22 protein-coding genes are annotated in these 22958 nt (G+C 42.7%); 7 read left to right on the forward strand and 15 right to left on the reverse strand.

Annotation, left to right across the window (positions count from 1 at the left end; genetic code table 11):
- Nucleotides 1–34: 34 nt before the first annotated feature.
- The 11 genes from POV27_RS13935 to POV27_RS13985 form a co-directional block, all read right to left on the reverse strand.
- A complete protein-coding gene (locus tag POV27_RS13935) occupies nt 35–2836 on the reverse strand; it encodes a helix-turn-helix and ligand-binding sensor domain-containing protein (protein ID WP_272863398.1) in 2802 nt (933 codons plus the stop codon).
- A gap of 26 nt (nt 2837–2862) precedes the next feature.
- A complete protein-coding gene (locus POV27_RS13940) occupies nt 2863–3798 on the reverse strand; it encodes an ABC transporter ATP-binding protein (RefSeq protein ID WP_272863399.1) in 936 nt (311 codons plus the stop codon).
- Between the two features lie 83 nt (nt 3799–3881).
- Complete coding sequence (locus tag POV27_RS13945) at nt 3882–6041, reverse strand: prolyl oligopeptidase family serine peptidase (protein ID WP_272863400.1); 2160 nt, start codon at nt 6039–6041, stop codon at nt 3882–3884.
- 88 nt (nt 6042–6129) lie between these two features.
- Nucleotides 6130–6507, reverse strand: coding sequence for a DoxX family membrane protein (locus POV27_RS13950; protein ID WP_272863401.1), 378 nt, complete (start codon nt 6505–6507; stop codon nt 6130–6132).
- A 99-nt stretch (nt 6508–6606) separates the two neighbouring features.
- On the reverse strand, nt 6607–8205 hold the full coding sequence (locus POV27_RS13955; RefSeq protein WP_272863402.1) for an FG-GAP-like repeat-containing protein: 1599 nt from the start codon (nt 8203–8205) through the stop codon (nt 6607–6609).
- 26 nt (nt 8206–8231) lie between these two features.
- Nucleotides 8232–9629 carry an Ig-like domain-containing protein gene (locus POV27_RS13960; RefSeq protein ID WP_272863403.1) on the reverse strand — a complete coding sequence of 466 codons (1398 nt, stop codon included), beginning with the start codon at nt 9627–9629 and terminating at the stop codon, nt 8232–8234.
- A gap of 104 nt (nt 9630–9733) precedes the next feature.
- Nucleotides 9734–10135, reverse strand: a complete 402-nt coding sequence (locus POV27_RS13965; protein WP_272863404.1) for a DoxX family membrane protein — start codon at nt 10133–10135, stop codon at nt 9734–9736.
- A 67-nt stretch (nt 10136–10202) separates the two neighbouring features.
- On the reverse strand, nt 10203–11192 hold the full coding sequence (locus POV27_RS13970; protein ID WP_272863405.1) for an aspartate-semialdehyde dehydrogenase: 990 nt from the start codon (nt 11190–11192) through the stop codon (nt 10203–10205).
- A gap of 132 nt (nt 11193–11324) precedes the next feature.
- Nucleotides 11325–11732, reverse strand: coding sequence for a large conductance mechanosensitive channel protein MscL (gene mscL / locus POV27_RS13975; protein WP_272863406.1), 408 nt, complete (start codon nt 11730–11732; stop codon nt 11325–11327).
- A 79-nt stretch (nt 11733–11811) separates the two neighbouring features.
- Complete coding sequence (alr, locus tag POV27_RS13980; RefSeq protein ID WP_272863407.1) at nt 11812–12924, reverse strand: alanine racemase; 1113 nt, start codon at nt 12922–12924, stop codon at nt 11812–11814.
- A 15-nt stretch (nt 12925–12939) separates the two neighbouring features.
- Nucleotides 12940–13581: a thymidine kinase gene (locus POV27_RS13985; RefSeq protein ID WP_272863408.1), complete on the reverse strand. Its 642-nt coding sequence runs from the start codon at nt 13579–13581 to the stop codon at nt 12940–12942.
- A gap of 100 nt (nt 13582–13681) precedes the next feature.
- Here POV27_RS13985 and POV27_RS13990 point away from each other — a divergent pair, with 100 nt between their 5' ends.
- Genes POV27_RS13990 through rsmI form a run of 3 tightly spaced genes read left to right on the forward strand, consistent with a single transcriptional unit; the run spans nt 13682 to nt 15532 of the window.
- Nucleotides 13682–14482, forward strand: a complete 801-nt coding sequence (locus POV27_RS13990; protein ID WP_272863409.1) for a hypothetical protein — start codon at nt 13682–13684, stop codon at nt 14480–14482.
- Between the two features lie 24 nt (nt 14483–14506).
- The gene (locus tag POV27_RS13995; RefSeq protein WP_272863410.1) at nt 14507–14860 is read left to right on the forward strand and encodes a DoxX family protein; all 354 of its coding nucleotides are present in this window, start codon (nt 14507–14509) and stop codon (nt 14858–14860) included.
- Between the two features lie 3 nt (nt 14861–14863).
- Nucleotides 14864–15532 carry a 16S rRNA (cytidine(1402)-2'-O)-methyltransferase gene (rsmI, locus tag POV27_RS14000; protein ID WP_272863411.1) on the forward strand — a complete coding sequence of 223 codons (669 nt, stop codon included), beginning with the start codon at nt 14864–14866 and terminating at the stop codon, nt 15530–15532.
- A 12-nt stretch (nt 15533–15544) separates the two neighbouring features.
- Here rsmI and POV27_RS14005 read toward each other — a convergent pair whose 3' ends face one another.
- Nucleotides 15545–16018 (reverse strand): DUF1203 domain-containing protein, encoded by a 474-nt coding sequence (locus POV27_RS14005; protein WP_272863412.1) that lies wholly within the window; start codon nt 16016–16018, stop codon nt 15545–15547.
- Nucleotides 16019–16090: 72 nt separating this feature from the next.
- Nucleotides 16091–16933, reverse strand: a complete 843-nt coding sequence (locus POV27_RS14010; RefSeq protein WP_272863413.1) for a methylated-DNA--[protein]-cysteine S-methyltransferase — start codon at nt 16931–16933, stop codon at nt 16091–16093.
- Between the two features lie 85 nt (nt 16934–17018).
- Here POV27_RS14010 and POV27_RS14015 point away from each other — a divergent pair, with 85 nt between their 5' ends.
- On the forward strand, nt 17019–17591 hold the full coding sequence (locus POV27_RS14015) for a uracil-DNA glycosylase family protein (protein ID WP_272863414.1): 573 nt from the start codon (nt 17019–17021) through the stop codon (nt 17589–17591).
- A 47-nt stretch (nt 17592–17638) separates the two neighbouring features.
- Here the strand turns inward: POV27_RS14015 and POV27_RS14020 are convergent, their stop codons facing one another.
- Together POV27_RS14020 and POV27_RS14025 are read right to left on the reverse strand one after the other, a co-directional pair.
- Nucleotides 17639–18229 carry a carboxymuconolactone decarboxylase family protein gene (locus POV27_RS14020; protein WP_272863415.1) on the reverse strand — a complete coding sequence of 197 codons (591 nt, stop codon included), beginning with the start codon at nt 18227–18229 and terminating at the stop codon, nt 17639–17641.
- An 84-nt stretch (nt 18230–18313) separates the two neighbouring features.
- Nucleotides 18314–19819 (reverse strand): T9SS type A sorting domain-containing protein, encoded by a 1506-nt coding sequence (locus POV27_RS14025; protein WP_272863416.1) that lies wholly within the window; start codon nt 19817–19819, stop codon nt 18314–18316.
- A gap of 366 nt (nt 19820–20185) precedes the next feature.
- On the opposite strand from POV27_RS14025, the gene recJ reads away from it, so the two are divergent.
- From recJ to POV27_RS14040, 3 genes are read left to right on the forward strand one after another with little or no spacing between them, the layout of a single operon-like run.
- The gene (gene recJ, locus POV27_RS14030) at nt 20186–21877 is read left to right on the forward strand and encodes a single-stranded-DNA-specific exonuclease RecJ (protein ID WP_272863417.1); all 1692 of its coding nucleotides are present in this window, start codon (nt 20186–20188) and stop codon (nt 21875–21877) included.
- A gap of 55 nt (nt 21878–21932) precedes the next feature.
- Nucleotides 21933–22286 carry a hypothetical protein gene (locus POV27_RS14035; protein ID WP_272863418.1) on the forward strand — a complete coding sequence of 118 codons (354 nt, stop codon included), beginning with the start codon at nt 21933–21935 and terminating at the stop codon, nt 22284–22286.
- 55 nt (nt 22287–22341) lie between these two features.
- Nucleotides 22342–22953, forward strand: coding sequence for a peptidoglycan-binding domain-containing protein (locus tag POV27_RS14040; protein WP_272863419.1), 612 nt, complete (start codon nt 22342–22344; stop codon nt 22951–22953).
- Nucleotides 22954–22958: the final 5 nt, after the last annotated feature.

Genomic DNA, 22958 nt, shown 5'->3' on the forward strand with positions numbered 1-22958 from the left:
AATGTTGAGTTATGATGCCTCCATGTTGTAGCGATTATAGGCCTATGAAGTAGTCGTTTAGGTTAATTTCTCGATCCAGCCCAATTTTTTTCCGAAGTCTATAGCGTTTTATTTCCACACTTCGATGGGAAATATTGAGGAGTGGAGCAATCTCTTTGGAAGAAAGATTCAGCCTTAAATAGACACACAACCTTAGATCATTTGGAGTAAGGTCTGGGTGCAGCTCTTTTAGTTTTTTGAAGAAGTCCTTATCGGCATGATTGAAAGCTTCTTCGAAGAACTTCCATTCTTCTTGGGTGTTAATGCTATCATTTATGAGTTTGATCACCGAACTTTTTGGAGAGAGTTCGTATTCTTTCGAAAGTTGGGATTTAATCTGATTGAGTAGCGTGTTCTTTCGAATCATATTCATGGTAGAAACCGCTAGCTCACGGTTTCTGGATTCGATGTCCTGATTTAGTTTCTCATTCTTAAGCTGAATGATTTCCTTTTGGGCCGCCAGCTCTTTCAGTTTAAGTTCGTTTGTGGTCTTTTCTAAAATGCGTTCCCGCTGTTTGCGATAGTAACGCTTGTACAGATAGTTAATGAGTAGTACGGTGAGAAAGCCCAAGAAAGAATAAACAGCAATGGCACTATAGGAAAGGTGCCAAGGGCGTTTTATGGTAAAGGCATACGAAGCAATGTTTTTAGAATAGGCATTGTTGGTTTTGGCCCGCACTTTAAAGTTATAGTCACCATGTTCTAGATTTTTAAAGGAAACAGAACTTTCAAAACTCCACGGACTCCAGGAATCATAACTCCCTTCTAACATATATTGATACTCGGTGAGTAGGTATTTCTGATACTCCGGCACATGGTATTGAAATGAGATGTTGTTTTGTGAGGCCTCGAATTCCTGATTTTCGGTAAGCGAGAGAAGAACGGGACTTTCTGAGAATGAGGTAGCTTGCACCTGATGAATTGAAATCTCAAGTTCGGTAATGGGATTTGTGTAAGGGTCGATAATGAGATATCCGCTTGAGGTTCCAAAAATATATTGATCATCACCAAAAGGGGTAATGTTCTCATAGCCCTCCAATTCATTTCGAATTTCCTGTGGAATGGAAATCTTTTCAATGCGATAGGAACTGCCCAATTTTTCCGGGCTTATGAACCATAAATAGTTCTTGGTAAAGGCCCATAGTTTGTCTCCGCTGCTCACCAATTTTCCTGAGATGTATTCGTCTTCAACAAAGATGGAACTTAAGTTTTCGCTTTTATTGAAGGTTTCCGAGGTCGGATCATACGAGAATATCCCATTCCTACTGGAATGATAAATGGTATCCAGATATTTTACCAAACTGGAGTTGGCCCCTTTCTTCGGGTTTTCCAACTTGGAGTAGTTCGATACCTGTTTGGCGTCCAGATCTAGGATCAGTTCGAAAACCCCTTTGTATTCATGGTTCACAAACACCTTATTTTCGGACGCAAATTCGAATTGCCGGGCGGATATGTCGAAACCTTCCATTTTAGAACCATATTCCCAGGATCCGTCTCTTTTTTCAAGGGTATGGAATCCCTCATAATTTCCTTGCAGAATGAGATTAGGTCTATTGGGAACTGTGCGTAGATCCCATGCTCCAGGGATGTTAGAGATGAGTGTGGCACGATCCCCTTCAATAACAAAAGTCCCTGTATTGTGACCACAAAAAATGGTGTTGTCTATCAGGTTTAAGGACCAAACCTGCCCTTCGGTTCCTTCAATTCTACTGAATTCGGTCTCATCTAAGGAGGGTTTGTAAAACAATCCTTGATTGGTCCCTAAGTAAAGTGCTCCCTGATGCACTACCGAAGCATAGGTGGTTCCCAATCTTCCTTTCTGATCGGTATAGTTCTGTAAGGGAGCGTTCATATTAACACAGTTCACTCCGTTATCCAATCCTACCCAAACGTTGTGGTCCCTATCTTCGAAAACACTAAGGGCCGTATTGTTGCTTAGGCTATTTCCTTGACTAAGGTTATAGAGCAAATCCCCTTCTGAAGATAGAATGAATATTCCATTCGCGATACTTCCCAAAACGAGATTGCCGTTTTCCATTTGCAGGGCATTGTAAATGGTTTGTTGCAGTAGGATGTTGTCTGCTGGGGTTTCCCATGGGACTAGTTGTTCATCGGAGAGATAATAAAAGCCACGGTTTTCAGAAATAAATACAGGTGAATTACCCAATTGAAATAGGCCGATTAAACGGATGTTTTTGGCTACATCGGAATCGTTGACGAGGACTTTGGTTCCATTTTCAATACGGAAGAGCCCTTCTTCCATGACTTGAAAATAGACTTCATCATTATAGGCATATACCTTAGAAACCATGCCCTCGGCCTCAATGCTATCTACGGTATTATCTTCCGTATTTAAAATTAGGATTCGGTCCAAGGACTGAAACAGTATCCATTTATGCTGTTCCAATATATTCCAGAAATGTTCATCGTCTATGATGTCTATTCCCAATTCTTCACTTAAAGAGTGATATTCTAAAGTACCATTGGATGTTCGTGCCCAATACCCAAAATTCATGTAGAGTCCCGTGTATATTCGTTCGCCTATAACCTTTACGGAACGAACGATACTTTCATTGGGCGAAGGATAAAGGTTCCAAGTAGCACCGTTATATTCTAATAAGCCTTTGGTATTGGCAATGAAGATACGCCCTACATCATCCTGGGAGATCATCCAATTCTGATTGTCGGCACCATACTCCTCTGGGGGAAATTGGATAACCGGAGGTAGTTCCTGTGCATAGGAAATAAGTGGCCAAATGGCACATAGGATAAAACCGAAATACTTGGACAACCTCAAATTGGGAATCTAATTATTCCAACAATTTACTGCAATTTTTGCAAAAAGCACTCAGTGTGGGGATCGAGGCTCGATGGATGTTGGAAAAACACGTCGATTCCATTCGCATGGGCCATGATGAGATAATGACTCCCTTTAAAGAAGCTTTGGGCTACTGTAACTTTCAAGGCAGTTGCTGTTTCCACAACGCGTAATTGATGAGGAAGCAGAATATGTTTTTTTTCTGAAAGAATCCCAGCTGGGACCTCCGTCACTTCTCCAAAAAACCGCCCGACGAAGACCGAGGGAAGTGATGCGTAGATTTCTTCGGGTGTCCCCAAAGCCGCCATTTTTCCATCTTTCAGGATGAGCAATTTATCTGAAAATGCCAAAGCTTCCTCACTATCGTGTGTGGCTGTAATGCAAGCGATATTTTTCTTTTTTAGATAGTCGAAAAGAGTTCTTCTGAGCTTGCTTTTTCTGAAGGTATCGATATGGCTAAAAGGTTCGTCCAACAATAATAATTCGGGTTCCTTTGCCAAAGCCTTTGCCAGGGCTACCCTTTGTTTCTGTCCTCCGCTTAGGTCTTTCACCATGCGATCTTTGTGTTCGATTAGATCTACGACCTTCAGCAGCTCCGAAACCCTCATGTCGTCACTTTCTGCATCTAATCTACTTAAGTGTGTAGCGATATTTTCGGCTACCGTGATGAAAGGCATGACATTGAATTCTTGGGCCACCAGTTTCATGAAAGGCTCTCCCGGAACCAAATTGTGTCTTGGGCCCAACAAAGGTTTTGAATTCCATGAGAGGCTCCCATGTTCCAAATGAAGCAAGCCATAGATCAAGTGAAGCAACGTAGATTTTCCACATCCGCTTTCTCCAAGTACCGCAAGGTGTTTCCCCTTGTTCAGTGAAAAGGAAATATTCTTCAGGATTTCATTTTCGGTATAAGAGAAGGAAGCAATGTGTACTTGAAGCATGGGATATTAAAAAAGGAAGGTTGCCACGTCGAGCGCAGTCGAGACGTCTTACACAACCTTCCTAATGTTTTATTCAAAAAGAATTATTCTTTAATAGCGCTGTTTACTTTTTCAGGGAGTACCTCGTATCCCATATTGAACAGGGTAAATCCGTAAATATCGGCGTATTGTTCGATGGTTTTGGCAACAGGTGTTCCCGCTCCGTGACCTGCATCCGTTTCAATTCTAATCAAAACAGGATTTGGACCTGAATGTTTTTCCTGAAGCTCTGCCGCAAACTTGAAACTATGTGCCGGAACCACACGATCGTCATGATCTCCTGTGGTAACCAAAGTCGCTGGATAACTCGTTCCTGCTGTTACATTATGAACTGGTGAGTATCCCTTTAGGTATTCGAACATTTCCTGGCTTTCTTCGGCCGTTCCATAATCGTAGGCCCAACCAGCTCCAGCGGTAAATGTATGGTAACGAAGCATGTCTAAAACTCCCACAGCAGGAAGCGCTACTTTCATAAGATCGGGGCGTTGTGTCATAGTAGCTCCTACTAAAAGACCTCCGTTGGATCCCCCGCGAATGGCCAAGTAATCGCTAGAAGTATAGTTGTTTGCAATAAGATATTCTGCAGCAGCAATGAAATCATCGAATACGTTTTGTTTGTTCATTTTGGTACCGGCAACATGCCATTCTTTTCCGTATTCTCCACCTCCACGAAGGTTAGGAACTGCATAGATACCGCCTTGTTCCATCCAAACCGCATTAGAAATACTAAAGCTGGGTGTCAACGAAATATTGAAACCACCATATCCGTAAAGGATGGTTGGGTTCTTTCCGTCCATTTTCAACCCTTTTTTGTGGGTAATGATCATAGGAACCTTAGTACCGTCCTTAGAATTGTAGAAGACCTGGTTACTCACGTAATCGTCTGGATTAAAGTCTATTTTCGACTTGCGGTACAATTGCGATTTTCCAGAATCCATATCGAACTTATAAATGGTCGATGGGTTCACATAATTGGTAAAGGAATAGTACAATTCGGTTTCCTTCTTCTTGGCTCCAAATCCACCGGCACTTCCCACTCCGGGAAGTTCAATTTCACGTACCCTATTGCCATCAAAATCATACTGGTACACCTTGGATACGGCATCTACCATATACTCGGCAAAGAAGTATTTTCCACCACTAGAAGGGCTTAATACGTGTTCTGTTTCTGGAATGAAATCCACCCAATTTTCAGGAGTGGGATTGGCAGCATCTACTTTTACGATTCTTTTGTTCGGTGCATCCAAATTGGTGCTTAAGAATAGAGTAGACCCTTCATTTTCCATAACATAGGTGTCACTGTCGGTATGATCCAATACGGTAATAAAATCACCATTTTGCTCTAGGTCTTTAATGAAAAGTTTGTTTCCTGAAGTAGAAACACTGGCCGTAACGACCAAATACTTGTTGTCTTCGGTTACATAACCACCTACATAGCGATGTTTTTCTTCAGGAGTTCCTCCAAACACCAATTCGTCATTTTGTTGGGAAGTTCCCAGTTTGTGATAGTACAGTTTGTGCTGATCGGTTTTCGCAGAAAGCTCACTACCTTCTGGTTTGTCATAGCTGGAATAGAAAAAACCGTCATTGGCTTTCCAAGAAAGCCCACTAAATTTAATGTCCTGTAGGGTGTCTTCAATAATCTCCTTGGTTTCGGCATTCATAACAAGCACCTTTCTCCAATCGCTACCTCCTTCAGAAATACTATAGGCTGCCGTTTTTCCATCTTCAGAAAAGGTAAGTCCGCCCAAAGAGATGGTCCCGTCTTCCTTAAAGGTGTTGGGATCTAAGAATACCTCTGCCGTACTTGGGTCATCCCCAGTTTTGTATCGGTAGATGACATATTGGTTTTGTAGGCCATCGTTCTTATAGTAGTAGGTATAGTCACCTTCCTTAAAAGGGGAACCTACTTTTTCATAATTCCAAAGGGAAGAAAGGCGTTCTTTTAGTTCTTTTCTAAAAGGAATGGAATCTAAGTATCCAAAGGTCACCTTGTTTTGTGCTTTTACCCATTCTCCGGTCTCTTCGCTCATGTCGTCTTCTAGCCAGCGATAAGGGTCATGCACATCGGTACCGAAATAGGTGTCTACGGTATCGACTTTTTTGGTTTTATGATACGTCACAATAATTGGGTCTTTTTTTTCGGTTTCGGCACAGGAGCTCACTAGAGCTATCGCCGCAAGGGATAAAAGTAGATGTTTCATTTTTTTTGGATGCGGTTAAACAGCGTTAAAAATACATAAATATTAGGCCTTATTATGTTAGGAATGTGTTAGAAGATGTCCATAATTCCTAATATTGAAATAATGGACGATAGGCCTTCCAATATTTATAGATAAGAATCACATTACACAACACGATAAGGATGGCTACTAGAGAACCAGAAATATCGAGGAATACGTGAAACAAAAGTATGTTTATGGAGATGGGAGCCAATACAATTAAGGCGAAGGGCACCCATTTTTTGATCACAAGCAATATGCCCACAACAATTTCTATAGCGGCAACTAGATAAAAGACATATCCGGTGTTTTTTAGGGATTCCAAAAAGTTGGCTGCCGCAGGAGGCATTTCGAACATATGGATAAAATCTAGAAACTTGTTGAGGCCAAAAACCAAGAGGCACAAACCAAGAATGAAGCGAAGAATGGTCGTAAAAGAGGAATTCATAAGCTTGGTGGGTTGATTAGTGTTCTCTAAATATACAAAAAAACACCGCTCAAAAGGGATTTGAACGGTGCTTGAAAAACAAGATCAGGGGATCTTAATTTATTTTTTTATAAAGCGTTGTGTCTTGATTGTCTTCTTGTCGAACACACGCAAGATATAGTTACCCTGCGAAAGTCGGGAAACATCGATAGACTCTCCTTCCAGCTTGGCATTGGCCACACGTCTTCCGTTTACATCGAAAATAGTGTAAATAGGAGTGTCGAACTCATTGATGGTTCCTAAGTTAAGAATAGCACTCGTTGGATTAGGATAAAGGATAAGGTTATCGACCAAGGTATCTTCTAATCCAAGGGTAGAACCTTCAATAATTTCAATGGCCTGGTTGGCGCTTACGTCAGTCATAATATCGATAATACCAGAAGTCCAGTAAACGGTAATGTCTACAGTATCATCGGACCCCAAACCAAAGTGGGTGTTCATACTACTCATATCACCAAACCCTTCTCCACTTCGAACGTCTCTCATCTGGGTTCCTAAATCGGAGGTGATTTCCACACGGGCTCCAAGTCCATCGACATTACTATCGGTTCCTACGGTATAAATCTTAAGCCAGTTGTTGGAGTTTCCATCGTTATAGTGAATGGTGTTTCCTTGGAATACATCGATAAAACCGTCATTGTTGGCATCACCAAAGGCACCATTAATGAAGTTAGAAGTGCTACCAATAGTAAATGTCAAGTCTCCATTTCCGTAAAGAATGGTGTTGGCACTGGCGATATCTGCATATCCGTCATTATTGAAATCGTGAGTAGCATTTTCAACATCGGTGCTGTTGAAAGTTTCCAAACCAGATCCGGTCATTACATCGGTAAAGGTTCCGTCACCATTGTTGCGCATTAAGCGGTGGAATCCATCGCCCAAGCTACTGGCTCCAATCCAAGCATCCATGTCACCATCGTTGTCATAGTCTGCCCAAGCAGAAGACCAAGTTTGCATGTCGTCTTCCAAACCAACAAGTGCTCCTACTTCAGAAAAAGTACCGTCACCGTTGTTGTTGTGCAATTCGTTATCACGACGGGCAGATTCCCCTCCACACTTTGCAATGAAAAGGTCTACATCGCGGTCATTGTCATAATCGATCCAAACAGATCCATAATGTCCTCCAGATGGATAGTCTCCAAGACCTCCTTGGAAATAAGTGAAATCACCATTACCGTCGTTAATATAGTATACGTTCGGCTCCACATCGTGGCAAACGAAGGCATCTAGGTGCCCGTCGTTATTAATGTCTACGAAATTGGAACGTTGAGAGAAAACATATTCACTTCCCGAAATTTCGGTGTAGGCAGTTCCGTCATCGCTGGCACGCATAAAGGTTACACCACTTCCTCCTCCATATAAAAGGTCGGTATATCCATTTCGGTCATAATCGGCAGCAGCCATACTCCATGAGGGCATATTGTCTGCATTGGTCGTTGTGATGTTTGTCATTACGAACGAACCATCATCCTGTTGGAAGAAAATCTGAATGTTATTACTGGATACCGAAACGATATCATCCAAGTGGTCTCCGTCCATATCTACCATCGTACGGCTATACGAACCGATAGTGGCAATGTTCTGTAAGGAAAAGGTAACTTCTTGCGCCATAAGGGGCAGGGCTGCTAAGAGAGCTCCTAATAAAATAGTTTTTTTCATGATTATTAGATTCAATAAGTGATAGGTTAATTACAAGTTTCAGTTAAGGAATTGATCCATTCCTCGATTAAAGCAACACCTTCTTCGTGTTGTATGGTTCTGCCCAATAAAGGCATTCTATATTGTTCTTCATTGGTCTCCAGCCTGAAAAATAGAACGGAATCGCTCGGATCTCCAGGGGTTACAATTTTACTGTTATCATATCCCGGAATAGGAGTTTGAGGGGTGTCACAAACACCCATTAAGGTGGGATCTGTGGTTTCGTCGAAAGCAAATCGGACGGCTCTGTAATTACAGTGGCCTTCATCGCTGTGGCAACTTGCACAATTAATGTCGAAATAGGAACGTACCCTTAGATCCAATGGTTGGGAAGTATCGTTGTAGTCTACAACACCATTAATGTCTGCAGGAACATTACCTTCTAAGTATCCCATATCGATCCATTTCTGGATTTGGTTCTGTGTACCATCAGAATAGGCATAATCCGAATCCAAACTCTGTGGCTTTGTACCAATAGGTGCATTTATAAAATTAGCCTTGTGGCAGGTAAAGCACTGGCTGTCGGCCGGGATTCTATAGTTGGCGGATTTCTCCACACCATCCTGCAGCCATGTGATATCTACAAAACCTCCATCTCCAGAAGTATCTAAATCGGCCTCGTTCTGGGCCTCGTTCCAGATATAATCGGCGGTAATCCATCCATCCGATTTTTTAATGAGAAGACGAGTTTCAATAATTTTTGTGGTGTTTCCGGGAAGTACGTTCTCATAATAAAAGCTCTTTATAAGGACAGCACCTACAGGAAAGTCTAATAGCTCACTATCGCTTACATAGGAAGCACTTGTTCCCATGGGCATCCAAACAAAACGCTTTTTAAGCGCATAATCGGTAAATAGGCTGCTTGTGGGTTTGTAAGGAAGTACCCCGTATACAGGTTCGTGATTGGCCATATTTCCATCGAAGAAATTGTAGTCGGATAGCTTTGCATAGGGCACAGCATCTAGATCCAAAACAACAGGGGAAATGGGTAGCACATTAATAGTTACCGTTTCGGTTTCACAGTTTTCACCATTTAAATCGCAAATGGTATACTGAAAGGTTACATTGCCAAAGAACGTATCGCTTGGGGTGTAACGCACAAGATCATCCTGGGTATTGGCAGGGGTGCCATTATCGAGAATGGTAGCCGAACCAGAGGTTGGGGCCGCTACACTTAAAATACCATCGGTAGGTACGTTATTGTCATTCGAAAAAATGGCAATGTCCACGGTAGCATTTTGGAACACTTCTGCTGTATCGGGTTGGGTGACGATGTTTAAAGGAACATAATCATCACCATCTCCTCCGTCATCCTTGTTACAGCTAAAAACAAGGGCGGTAAGGGTTAATAAACCAAAGAATCGTAGGCAAATTCTTTTCATCATAACTCGTAAACAATTTTTTATTAAGGGGGGCTCTCTTTGAAGAACCCCCTAAATGTACTAAAAACTTTTGTTTACAAGCCTTTACCGCGATCTTTGTGGGAATTTTATGAGAAAAGTGGGCGGTAATGATCCCAGTTTTTATACATGAGATAGGCGTTTAGTACGGCTACTAAAATGGCAGGACCAATATTTGGGAGATTTACAAATGCGTGAAACAATACAATATTTATGGAAATTGGGACCAGCATCACCAAGGCAAATGGCACCCATTTTTTAAGGACCAAAAGCAAACCTACCACGACTTCGGTAAGCCCAACCAGATGCATAATGTATCCTTTACCAGAAACCTCTTCAGGGCCAGAATAGCGAAGGGCGTTGAATAAATGTTCCGCTTCCGGGAATCCGGTAAAATTGAAGTCCTGTAGGAACCAGAAGAATTTGTTGAAACCAAAGAGCAAGAGCATAAGCCCAAGTCCTACGCGTAGAATAATGTGAAAGATTTTCATTGTTGTTTTTTGAAATGGTTATGCGCTTTTAGACGCGGCATTTCGAAAACACTTACACAACAGCGGTTTACACCAGTTCGTGATGCAATAAATATTCGGCAATCTGAATGGCATTGGTAGCGGCACCTTTCCGAAGGTTATCACTTACCACCCAAAGATTAAGGGTGTTGGGTTGTGTTTCGTCCCTGCGCAATCTACCCACAAATACCTCATCTTTTTCATGCGCATAAATGGGCATGGGATAGGTGTTGGTGTCTGGATTGTCCTGAACTGTTACCCCAGGAGTCGCGTGTAGAATCTTACGGACTTCCTTTAGATCGAAGTCATTCCTGAACTCTACATTCACCGCTTCACTATGCCCACCCGCCGTAGGAATACGTACGGCAGTGGCCGAAACGGAAAAAGTTCTGTCGTCCAATATTTTTTGAGGTTCTCGCGCCAATTTCATTTCTTCCTTGGTATATCCATTCTCTTCAAAAACATCGCAATGCGGAAGCGCGTTTTTGTGAATGGGATAGGGATAGGCCATTTCCCCGCGTTGTCCAGTGATTTCATTCTCCAATTGCTTTACAGCCTTTACCCCTGTACCGGAAACCGATTGATAGGTAGAAACCACAACGCGTTTCATCTGATATTTTTTATGAAGGGGAGCCAAAGCCATCACCATTTGTATGGTAGAACAATTAGGGTTAGCTATGATCTTATCGTCTTTGGTAAGTACGTTGGCATTAATTTCGGGAACCACAAGTTTTTTGTTGGGATCCATACGCCAAGCGGAAGAATTATCGATAACCGTTGTACCTGCTTCCGCGAACTTAGGTGCCCATTCTAAAGAAGTACTTCCCCCAGCGGAAAAAATAGCGATATCCGGTTTTGCGTCTACCGCATCCTGCATACCAATAATTTTGTGGAGTTTTCCTTTAAATAGAATTTCACGACCTACAGATCGTTGGGAAGCAACGGGTAGCATTTCCTTGATCGGGAAATGCCGCTCTTCCAATAATTTCAACATTACACTGCCTACCATCCCGGTGGCACCTATTACAGCTACTCTCATTTCAGGTCTGTTTTCCATCAAATGTAAATGTTTATGAAATTGGCCTGTAAAATTACAACGAAAAAAAAGACCATCCTGTCGAAAAACAGGATGGTTTTGTTAAAATGTATAGTGTAGCGGTCGCTTTGTGTCTTATTTCTTTAATGCATCACGGATTTCCGTAAGCAAATCAATCTCAGACGGTCCTGGGTCTGGAGCTGGAGCTTCCTCTTTCTTCTTCTTTGTTTTGTTGTATGCCTTAACGATCATGAACAACACAAATCCAACAATGACTAAATTGATGAGCGCGTTTACCCATTTACCCCATAAAATAGCATTTTCTGGAGTGGTTACCGTACCGTCTTCAGCGACTACGGCATCGGATAGAACAACTTTCAATTCCGAAAAGTCCATTCCTCCGGTAAAATGTCCGATAACAGGCATCATAATGTCATTGGTAAATCCTGAAACAACGCCACCTATAGCTCCGGCTAAAATAACGGCCACGGCTAGATCGATGACATTACCCGTCATGATAAATTCTTTGAATTCTTTAAGCATTTCTGATTGGTTTTGAGGGTTAATAACTCCCAAATTACACAAAAGCAATAGCTTTCACAAAAAACTGTAAGAATTATCCTTAGGGTTTTCGACAAACAACCCGCTTTACTCTTTGAGAGATAGCTGTTAATAATTCATAGGAAATACTGCCCATACTTTCGGCCAATTGCGAGGCAGTCTGATCGGCTCCCACAACGATTACCTCATCGCCTTCCTTACACTCTATTCCCGTGATATCGACCATGAGCATATCCATACAAACGTTTCCAATAATAGGTGCTTTTTGTCCATGAACCAGTACCGATCCGACACCATTTCCTAATTTTCGGGAGATGCCATCCGCATGGCCAATAGGAATGGTAGCTGTCTTGGCGTAGTGCGTTGCCGTAAAGGCGCGATTGTAACCCACGGTTTCCCCAGGCTCTATCATATGTATTTGAGAGATGATACTTTTTAAGCGAGCCACAGGCTTTAGTTTGGCATCATATTCTTCAGTATTACCATAGCCATAAAGTCCAATGCCTGTGCGGACCATATCGAATTGTGCTTCGGGGTAATTAAGAATGGCCGAAGTGTTGCTTTGGTGTAGCATAGGAGCGTATCCAAGTCGTTCGGTCATATCGGCTGCGATCTTTTTGAAATTTTCAATCTGGCCCAAGGTGAATTCCTTCTCGCCCATATCTTCGCTGGCCGCCAAGTGAGAGAATAGGGATTTCACTTTAATTGAAGTGGTTTCATTCAATCGTTCTTCGATCCAAGAAGTGTCACTTTCCCAGAAGCCCAAACGGTTCAATCCTGTATTGAATTTTATATGAACGGGATAGTCCTTCTGCTTTTTTTCTTCAGCAACAGCCACAAATGATCGGAATATACGTGCGCTGTACAGGGCAGGTTCCAGACAGCGATCTATTAAGATTTCAAAATTGATGGGTTGCGGATGCAATACCAATATGGGTTGTGTAATCCCCGCATCACGCAAGGCTAACCCTTCCTTTACATAGGCTACGGCAAAATAATCGACCCCCAGGTTTACCAATTCCTTGGCCACTTCGGAAGCATCACTACCGTAACCAAAGGCTTTAACCACTCCCATGACCTTGGTATCGGATTGTAAGTGGGAAGTAAGGTAGTTGTAGTTGTGCGCAAGTGCGTCCAGATGAATTTCGAGAACGGTTTCTTGGGTCTTACTCATAAAAGGGAAAGGGTCTTATTGGGCTCTTTTTTTAGGTGTCACCTGTTCGGGATCCTTCACATCCATTTTTCGAACTTTTTCACGCAATTGTGCTTTGTAAAAGGCAGCGCGGCTCAGTGGCTCGTATTCGTCGGTTTCACCCAATAGCACAAGGTCATCACTTTTTGCTTTTCGGTAGCTGTAGTTGGCAAGATTCCCGGTTCTAGTACATACGGCGTGTACCTTGGTAACATATTCTGCGGTGGCCATTAATGCAGGCATCGGCCCAAATGGATTGCCTTTGTAGTCCATATCCAACCCCGCAACGATGACACGCAGCCCTTGATTGGCAAGGTCGTTACACACTTTTACGATTTCGTCATCAAAAAATTGAGCCTCGTCTATACCTACGACGTCGCAACCATCGGCCAAAATGGGAATATTGGCTGCCGCAGGAACGGGCGTAGAGCGTATTTCGTTACTATCGTGAGAGACTACCTTGTCATCGTCGTAGCGAACATCGACAGCAGGCTTAAAAATTTCCACCTTTTGTCGGGCAAATTGTGCCCGTTTCAGTCTACGGATGAGTTCTTCTGTTTTTCCCGAAAACATCGAGCCACAAATCACTTCAATCCACCCAAATTGCTCTTTTTGGTTTACAGTATTTTCGAGAAACATAACTTACTTTCAGAATAAAACGTAAAACTTTGACGTTTACGTAAAGGATGCGTAAATTTAACAAAACAAAAAATAGGAAGGCACTTTAATTGGAAAAGTTATGAAGAAGAAACTTCGGTCACAGATAAAGGATTTAGCCACACAGATCCTTTCCGAAAATTCCGAAAACAATACTCGAAAAATGAAACAACTGGCACGGGAGCTTTTCGAGAAGCTCACAGTGTTGGAGTATGTGGAAGTTCAGTTGTTAGGCGATGTGGATGAAGAGGCAGAAGAGCAGTCTTTGGACTCCAAGAGCTACCGTGAGAACAATTGGTTTAAAGAACCAGAGCCAGTTCCACAGCCAGAGCACAAAGAAGAGTTGGTAGAACCCGCCATAGAAAAGATCAAGGATATCGTGGCACAAATGCCCGAAGAGACCCAAAGTGTAGATGCGCTTTTGGAGGAAGTCCTTCCCAAAAAGGAATTCAATAAAAATGATTTGGAAGAGTTTGCTTCTTCCTATCAGGAAATGCCGGTTTTTGAACGTAAGGAAGAAAACAATGTGGCTACCGAGGTAAAGCTTACCATAGAAACCACAACGGAAGAAGAACCTGAGCCGGAGATGGAGTTAGAGGAAAAGGTGACTGCGAACGATGTAGAACGTCCCAAATCTATTAACGATGCGGTTGGCAAAGGCCTTCAGATTGGACTGAATGATCGTTTGGCCTTCGTGAAACACCTTTTCGATGGTAAAAGCGAAGACTATACCCGAGTACTATCACAAATAAGTACGTTTGGTACATTCGAAGAGGCCGAAACCTTCATCAAAGGAAAAGTAAAACCCGATTACAATTATTGGCTCCATAAGGACGATGTTTCCAAACGTTTTATGAAGATCGTGGAGCAGAGCTTCAATTAATTGAAATCTACATAACCAACCCAAATGAAACTGCAAAAGACCATTTATTGGATTGCAACAGTGCTGCTTTGTGGCGTCATGTTGTATTCCGCATCCATGTATTTCACCAAGACCGAAATGGTGAAGGGATTTTACGAACGTTTAGGATATCCAACTTATTTGGTAATACCTCTTGCCGTTGCTAAAGTTCTGGGAGTCATTATGGTCTTGTGGCGAAAAAGCAAATGGCTAACCGAATGGGCGTATGCAGGATTCTTCTTCGATCTTGTATTGGCTTTTTTTGCACATTACGTCTTGGGCGATGATGTCACCTTTACGCTTGCTGCCGTTGTCTTTTTATTGCTTTCCTATTTCTTCGGAAAGGAGGTCCGACACTAACGCATGGGAAAATTATATCTGGTACCTACGCCCATTGGGAATTTGAAGGACATGACCTTTCGTGCCGTTGAGGTGCTGAAGGAAGTAGATTTCATCTTGGCCGAAGATACCCGGACCAGTGGAAAGCTACTGAAGCATTTTGAAATTGCTACCCCTATGCATTCCCACCACATGCACAACGAACATAAAACCGTGCACGGCATTGTAGATCGTATTATGAGAGGCGAATCCGTAGCGCTTATTAGCGATGCTGGGACTCCAGCTATTAGTGATCCGGGGTTTTTGTTAACGCGTGCCTGTGTAGAAGCCGAAATTGAAGTGGATTGTTTGCCCGGCGCCACTGCTTTCGTACCTGCATTGGTGAATAGTGGGCTCCCCAACGACCGATTTGTTTTTGAAGGATTCCTTCCCGTGAAGAAAGGACGACAAACCCGATTGCAACTGTTGGCCGAGGAAACCCGTACTATGATCTTTTACGAATCCCCACATAAATTATTGAAGACCCTTTCCCATTTTTCGGAATACTTCGGAGCCGATCGAAAGGTGTCGGTATCTCGAGAACTCACCAAACTGCACGAAGAAACCATTCGCGGATCGATCACCGAAGTGATGGCTCATTTTGAAAAGAAAGCGCCGAAAGGGGAATTGGTTATTATAGTAGCGGGAAAATAGTCCGATGTTCCATTAAGCCCGTTCCACCTTACAATTAAAACAGCCCGGTCCTGCATTGTGTACATGAATGTAGTCGATCTCAGTATTGGAGAACAGTTCTTTTATGGCTTCCGAAATGGTTGCTCCCTCCACGGTCAAAGCTCCTTCCATATCACCAGACGAATTGTATCCTCTTACGGAAAGGGTTCGATGCTCCAGCATTTTCGGAATTTCATTTACTCTTAAATGTGACTCCCTAGCATTTTTTCTCACAAAGACAGGGCCTTTGCTTCGATAAGCAGAGGTGGCTGCATGGTGATCGTAGGAAAATAGAATGACCTCTTCGCCTATTTCGGCATCCTGTAAACTTACACGACAGGGAAAGCCTGGGTTGTGGGTTACTTTTTGCCGCGTGGCATGCATTTTTGCCAAGGCAGCATCGTCCAGTTCGAAGAGATGGGCTATGTTTTCTTTGGAAATGGGAATGATTTTGAAATCGGTTTTCATGGTATCTGTTTTTTAGTATTTGATACCAAGATAGAGCACGTATTGCTCCCAGGAAACCCGATTCTTGCTCAGTTAGATGGATACACGTGCCGCTTCCCATCCCACAATGGCTGCCTTTCTTGGACTTCCCCAACGATATTGACCCAGATCGCCTGTAGCACGAATGACTCTATGGCAAGGAATGAGATAAGCGATAGGGTTTTTACCAATGGCTGTTCCCACAGCACGGGTTGCTCCGGGAGAGTCCATTTGGGCTGCCACAGTGCCGTAGCTGGAGAGTTTTCCCTCAGGAATTTTTAAGAGCGACTCCCACACCTTGAGTTGAAATTCGGTTCCTTTCAAGTGTAGTTTTATTTCTGAAAGGGAGGTTTTCCCTTTGGAAAATATAGCAAGTCCGTTTTCAATATGTGGATGCCTTTCGGCATGGAACGTGGCCATAGGGAATAGGGCTTTCAAACGTATCAATTCTTCTTTTTCGTCTTGGAAGAACGACAAATGACAAATTCCTTTATCGGTAGCTGCGACCATGGCCTTGCCAAAGGGAGTTTGTTTTACGGTATGGTATATGGAAAGCAGTCTGCCTCCATTTTTATACTCCCCCGGGGTCATTCCTTCAATGGAAACAAACAAATCGTGCAAACGACCTGTACCGGACAACCCAGTTTCAAAAGAGGCGTCCATAATGGTACTGGTTCCATCGTCTAAAATGGATTTGGCGTGCTCGAGACTTAGGTATTGCAAGAATTTCTTTGGGGAAACCCCGGCCCAATCCTTAAAGGTTCTCTGAAAATGATAGGGACTAAGATGTACCTGATCGGCAATTTCAGCTAGGCTCGGCTGTTTCTTGAAATTATCCTGAATAAAGGTTATGGCCTTCGCAATTCGGTCGTAATCCAATGACTTTTGAGTTTCCATGTGTCAATTTTTCATAAAAGTATGTCAATTCCACCCATACCAAAACCCGTTTGTTGCTGAATTACTATTTTCGTTATTCCTACCTATGGAATCATTACTTTCAGACATAAAGAATTGCACCATTTGCGAAAAGCATCTTCCTCTAGGTCCTCGGCCCGTAGTAACAGGTCATCCGCAGTCGAAAATTATCATTATTGGACAAGCACCAGGGACCAAGGTTCATGCTTCGGGTATTCCGTGGGATGATGCCAGCGGTAAAGAATTACGAAGATGGCTGGATGTAACGCCTGAAGTTTTTTATGACATTTCAAAATTTGCGATTGTTCCCATGGGGTTTTGTTATCCAGGCAAAGGGAAAAGCGGGGATTTACCCCCAAGACACGAATGCGCTCCGCAGTGGCACGACTCATTGCTTTCGCAAATGCCCAAGGTTGAACTTGTCCTGCTTATTGGGATGTATTCGCAAAAGTATTATTTGAAAGAAACGGCCAAACGCACCTTAACGGAAACCGTTCAGAATTATGAGGAATATCTTCCCAAATTCCTTCCCTTGCCACATCCCTCGCCCAGAAACCGAATTTGGATGAAACGAAATGACTGGTTCGAAGCTGAGGTGATTCCTGTACTTAGGGAAAAAGTGTCGGGTTTATTGCATTAAAAAACGCCCCGAAATTCGAGACGTTTGTATTCTATTTTGAAAGGGTTTTACACGTGCTTTCCTTTGTTCCAGCCATGTTTTCCCAGATATTGTTCTCCACTTTCTACGGCGCCGTCTTCTATGGAGGTTCCCATAGAGTCGTTCCAGCGATTCAGGTAACCAAACAAGGAAATAACCCCTAACATTTCTACAATTTCACCTTCATCCCAATGTTCGTAAAGGCGTTTCTTAATGTCCTCATCCACTTGATTGGGAACTAATGACGCAGCAAGGGAAAAATCGAGTGCTGCTCGCTCGGCTTCACTAAAGGCGGGGTGGGTTCTGTATTCCCAAATATTATCCAATTGTTCCTGTTCTGCCCCATAGCGTTCGGCAGCACGAATGGCATGGGCTTGACAATAGCGACAACCCGTTGAGTTACTACTTACCCAAGCGATCATTCGTTTTAAGGCAGAGGTAACACGGCCTTCATTGGCCATTACGGCTTTGTTCAAATTGATAAAGGCTTTGCTAATCGCGGGTCTGCGTTGCATGGTAAGCACACTGTTGGGACAAAAACCGAGGGTTTCGTTAAAAAACTCTGCTAGTTGTTTGGTTTCCGGATCGTGATCTGCGGAAAGGGGTGTTACTAAAGGCATAGGTCTGTATTTTCGTTTAAGCGCATCGAAAATACAACTTCCCAATGGAAAATTGGGCGTTTGAAAAAAGTAAATGACCTACGGTTATTCCTTAATGAATTTGAAGGTAGTGTTTTCAGTCTTCAGAAAGTAGATTCCACTTTGCGCGTTTCTAATGTCTATGGACGAATCGGAAGGCGTTAATATCCCTTCCTGCACAATTTTGCCAGATATATCTACTACTGTATAAGCAATATTCTGCGAAAGACCGGATTCAACCTGAAGTGTATAAATTCCCGAGGAAGGATTGGGGAATAAAGTAGCTTTTTGAAGTGGAAAATCGGCAATATCTAAAGGGTCATTGTTGTAGCGGGCCCAGATGAAATCCAATTCGTTTGTAAACCACCATGTATAACCGAAGGCCAAGAGCTTACCGTCTTCTTGCATAAGGGCATCACCCATTTCAAACTGTTCTGAAACGCTTCCGCCATCACCAAAGGAAATATCGACATTACCATTGGGGTTGAGACGAGCAAAGGTGGATGTCCCAACTTCTGGGCCTCCTAAATTCCCTGCCAATACCACTTTCCCATTGGTTTGAATAATGATCTCATCGGGTATCAAACCGAGAAAGTCCACTTCGGCTGTACCCATGTACCCATAGGTTTGATCCAATTCTCCGTTTTCCAAATAACGGGAAACGAAAGTGGGATTGTAAAAGATATCCCCATTATCATTGGCATAGGCGACCCATAATCTTCCTTCCGCATCCAATTGGATGGTCCCTTCTGTAAAGTCTTCGTTCGTATCTACCACCAAGGTTCCATTTTCCGCAAAGGAAGCATCCAGTATTCCATTAGGAAGATACTTTAGAACCTGAGTTTGTTGAGGATCCGGAGATATCCCGACCATCCTTAGGCTGACAAATAGGTTTCCAGAGGAATCAATGATTGCCTCCAGCGGCCAGACATTGGCAGCATTAAAATCGGTGATTACAACACCATTATTTCCGTAAGAAGGATCTAGTATACCTTCTGCATCGTATTTGGTAATTAAAATACTCGGACCTGTAGTTGGCTCAGAGGTGTATCCGACAACAAAGATGGAATTGTTTGAAGCAACCATTCCAGTAAAATAATCTTGATCATTAACGTCAATAAACGCGTGTCCAGAATCACCAAAAGAAGTATCTAAAGTGCCGTTTGACATAAACCTGGAAACGACGAGGTCGGAATTTGGCGAGCCTACATGTCCAGAGGTAACAATTTTACCATCATCCTGTATGAAAACGTCAATGTATCGATTAATACCTCCGGTCCCAAAATCTATGAGGGCATACCCATCTACTCCAAATGAGGTATCCAATGTACCATCAGTGTTTAACTTTAGAACAGAATTGAGTGTTTCCGTTCCCGTATATAAATTGCCAACGGCGATAATGTTCTGATTTTCCGTAAGTGCTATTCCCCCAGAACGAGCATTAGTGTCAACATCCACCAGTTCGGCAATGCCAGCATCTCCAAAAGAAACATCCAAGGTTCCATCTTGAGCGAATAGCCACCCTGTGGAAAGGAAGAACAGGAAAAAAGAAATGGTATAGTTAGATTTCATAGCGTTTGTTGCCAAACAATATAATTCAATTTTGAAGGAATCCCTAAAAATCAGGGTCGCCATACATGAATCCACACCATAAAAAAGCCGCGGTGAATTGCGGTTCATCGCGGCTTTGGCTAAAATCAACTAAACTTAACTATCTAAAAAAATTACTCTATTACTGGTTTTGTACAGTATTTATGGTGCTAAAGTAGGACGGTTTGAAAGAATAATTTCAATGTTATAAACTGATAATCAATAAATTAAAAGCATGTTTTTTGTCAGGGAAAATACACAAAGACGTAAGGTGTTTTCCTTAAGGGTGAAAATCCCTTTTGAAATAGCTTTCAATTCTTGTAATTTGTAAGTTAAATGGAATGGCATATGCGTTGGAATTTGAAACCGAAGCCTTCTGCCGAGAAGGTTAAAAAACTAGCAACCGAACTTACTATAGATCCTATTCTCGCTTCCCTTTTGGTACAACGGGGTATTGAAACCTTCGAAGCGGCAAAAAAATTCTTCCGGCCTTCTTTGGAAGATTTACACGATCCTTTCCTTATGAAGGACATGCAAAAGGCAGTAGATCGTATTGAAAAAGCACTACAGTCGGGAGAAAATATCATGGTGTATGGAGATTATGATGTAGATGGCACCACCAGTGTGGCTCTGGTATCCTCTTTTCTAAAAACACTTTCACCCAACATCGCTACCTATATTCCAGATCGATATAAAGAAGGGTATGGAGTTTCCTATCAAGGAATCGATTTTGCCGACGACAATGGTTTCAGTCTGATCATCGCTTTGGATTGCGGTGTGAAGGCCATTGAAAAAGTAGCCTACGCAGCCGAAAAGGGAATTGACTTTATCATTTGCGATCACCACCGTCCTGGGGATGAACTTCCCAGTGCTGTGGCCGTTTTGGATCCCAAAAGGGAAGATTGTTTCTATCCCTACAAAGAACTGTGTGGCTGTGGCGTTGGATTTAAGTTGGTGCAGGCATTGTCCTCTGGAATTGGATGGACCATCGATGATCTCGTACCATATCTGGATTTGGTAGCTACAGCTATTGGTGCGGACATCGTTCCCATTACTGGTGAGAACAGAATCTTGGCCTATAATGGACTGCAGGTAATTAATAAAGCCCCGCGTATCGGATTTCAGGCCATCCTTAAACAGGTAAAAAAACAAAAGCTCACCATTACCGATGTGGTATTTATCATCGCTCCCCGAATCAATGCAGCGGGACGTATGAAGCACGGAAACCATGCGGTGACTTTGCTTACGGAAACGGATATAAATCAGGCGGCCTTGTGGGCAGCTGAAATTGAACAGTACAACGCCGATCGAAGGGAAGCTGACAAAAGGATTACGAAGGAGGCTTTGCAGCAGATTGAGGAGCTGAAAGAGAAAGAACGGTACACTACGGTAGTGTATCGAGAAGATTGGCACAAAGGGGTTATAGGCATAGTAGCTTCACGACTTACGGAAACCTATTATCGCCCTACGTTGGTCTTTACGAAAAGCGGGGATATGTTAGCGGGTTCGGCCCGTTCGGTAAAGGGGTTCGATGTGTACAAAGCCCTAGAGCAATGTGGCGAACATATTGAACAGTTTGGAGGACATAAATATGCTGCCGGACTTACCCTAAAGGAAAAGGATTATGAAGGATTCAAAAAGACTTTCGAAGAAGTGGTTCGTGCTACGATAGATCCCAAGCTTTTGGATCCCGAATTGATCATAGATTCCGAAATTAATTTTGGGGACATTAATCCGAAATTTTATCGCATTATAAAGCAATTGGCTCCTTTTGGACCCGAAAATAGAACCCCAATTTTTATGAGCACGCATGTTTGTGATACAGGTCATGGAAAAAAGGTAGGTGAAGACGGGGATCATTTACGATTGGTGATGCAACAGGGCAATTCGGCCTCCCTCACGGGAATTGGCTTTGGTTTGGGGCATAAAAGTGACGTCGCCTGTACGGGTGCCCCCTTTAAAGTTGCCTACACCGTCGATGAAAACGAGTGGCAGGGAACGGTGAGTCTTCAATTGAAATTGAAGGATATAAAAAGCTGAATTTATTATTTAGATTAATTCTAAATAAATATCTTTGTGGGAAAGAACGATGCCCATGCAAGACATAGTGCCCATATACAAAAACACCTTCGGATTCGGCTTTTATTGGATAAAGGAAGGTACTGTACTGCAAGATGCCGTGCAGATAATTTTTCGCGATATGGGGTTTTATCTTAAAAAGGGCGAGATCGTTTATTTCTCCAAGCTTTTGGAACAGGCCAAAGCCCGCTCGCAATGCCCACTTTCCTGCAAATCACCTTGCTGTCGTTCTGTGCTCTTAAAAACCCCTTCGCAGCATGTGGATTTGGCCATGAGCCGTCAGGAATTGAAATTATTGGACGATCTTTTAAAGGGCGTCCTATTTCACTTAGAACTTCGCGAATATGTGGAGAAGTTATCCGCAAACTAGTCCTTAGGTTACTATTTGTTGTAAAGGTTTCTTATTTTTATGGAAACTAACCGCGATGAAACAAATCATTATTTTTTTGTTGCTCGTCATCATTGGGATCATGGGCTACAATGTGTATTCCAAATACAAACGCTTTTCTTTAACTGAATATGGATATAAGACACCCCAGAATTTGGATCTAAGCAATGCCGATCAAGGTACCTTGTTGAATTACCATGAAGCGATAGAAGCGGTGAATGGATACGTCATTACCCAATGGAGCTCGAATAAGATCGATGTTCGGAATCCTAAAAAAGATAATGAAGCCACCAAAGCAGCCGTGGCAGAATACCGAAAAAAGCTAGCGGCTGTCTCCTACTACGAAACTCTGCTTCGCAACCCTAAAAAGGAGCCCGAAAAGAAGCCTCTTACCGAAGCAGAACTCAAAAAACAGCTCATTCTAAAGTCTTTTTACGCAAACCCCAAAGCCAATGAATTACGATTGGGAGAGCAGAATGCGTTGGTGTATGAGATTCAAAGATTACTTATAGAAAAAGGCGATTCCATTCGGCACGACGGGCTTTTTAGAACAGAAACCTTCAACGCACTTCGTAGTTTCGAGGAAAAGAGCGGACTGTTTCCCGATGGGAAATTGGATGCCATAACATTGGACTATCTTCTGCGTTAGAAGAT

The organism is Aureisphaera galaxeae, from assembly GCF_028561275.1.
GTDB classification, from domain to species: domain Bacteria; phylum Bacteroidota; class Bacteroidia; order Flavobacteriales; family Flavobacteriaceae; genus Aureisphaera; species Aureisphaera galaxeae.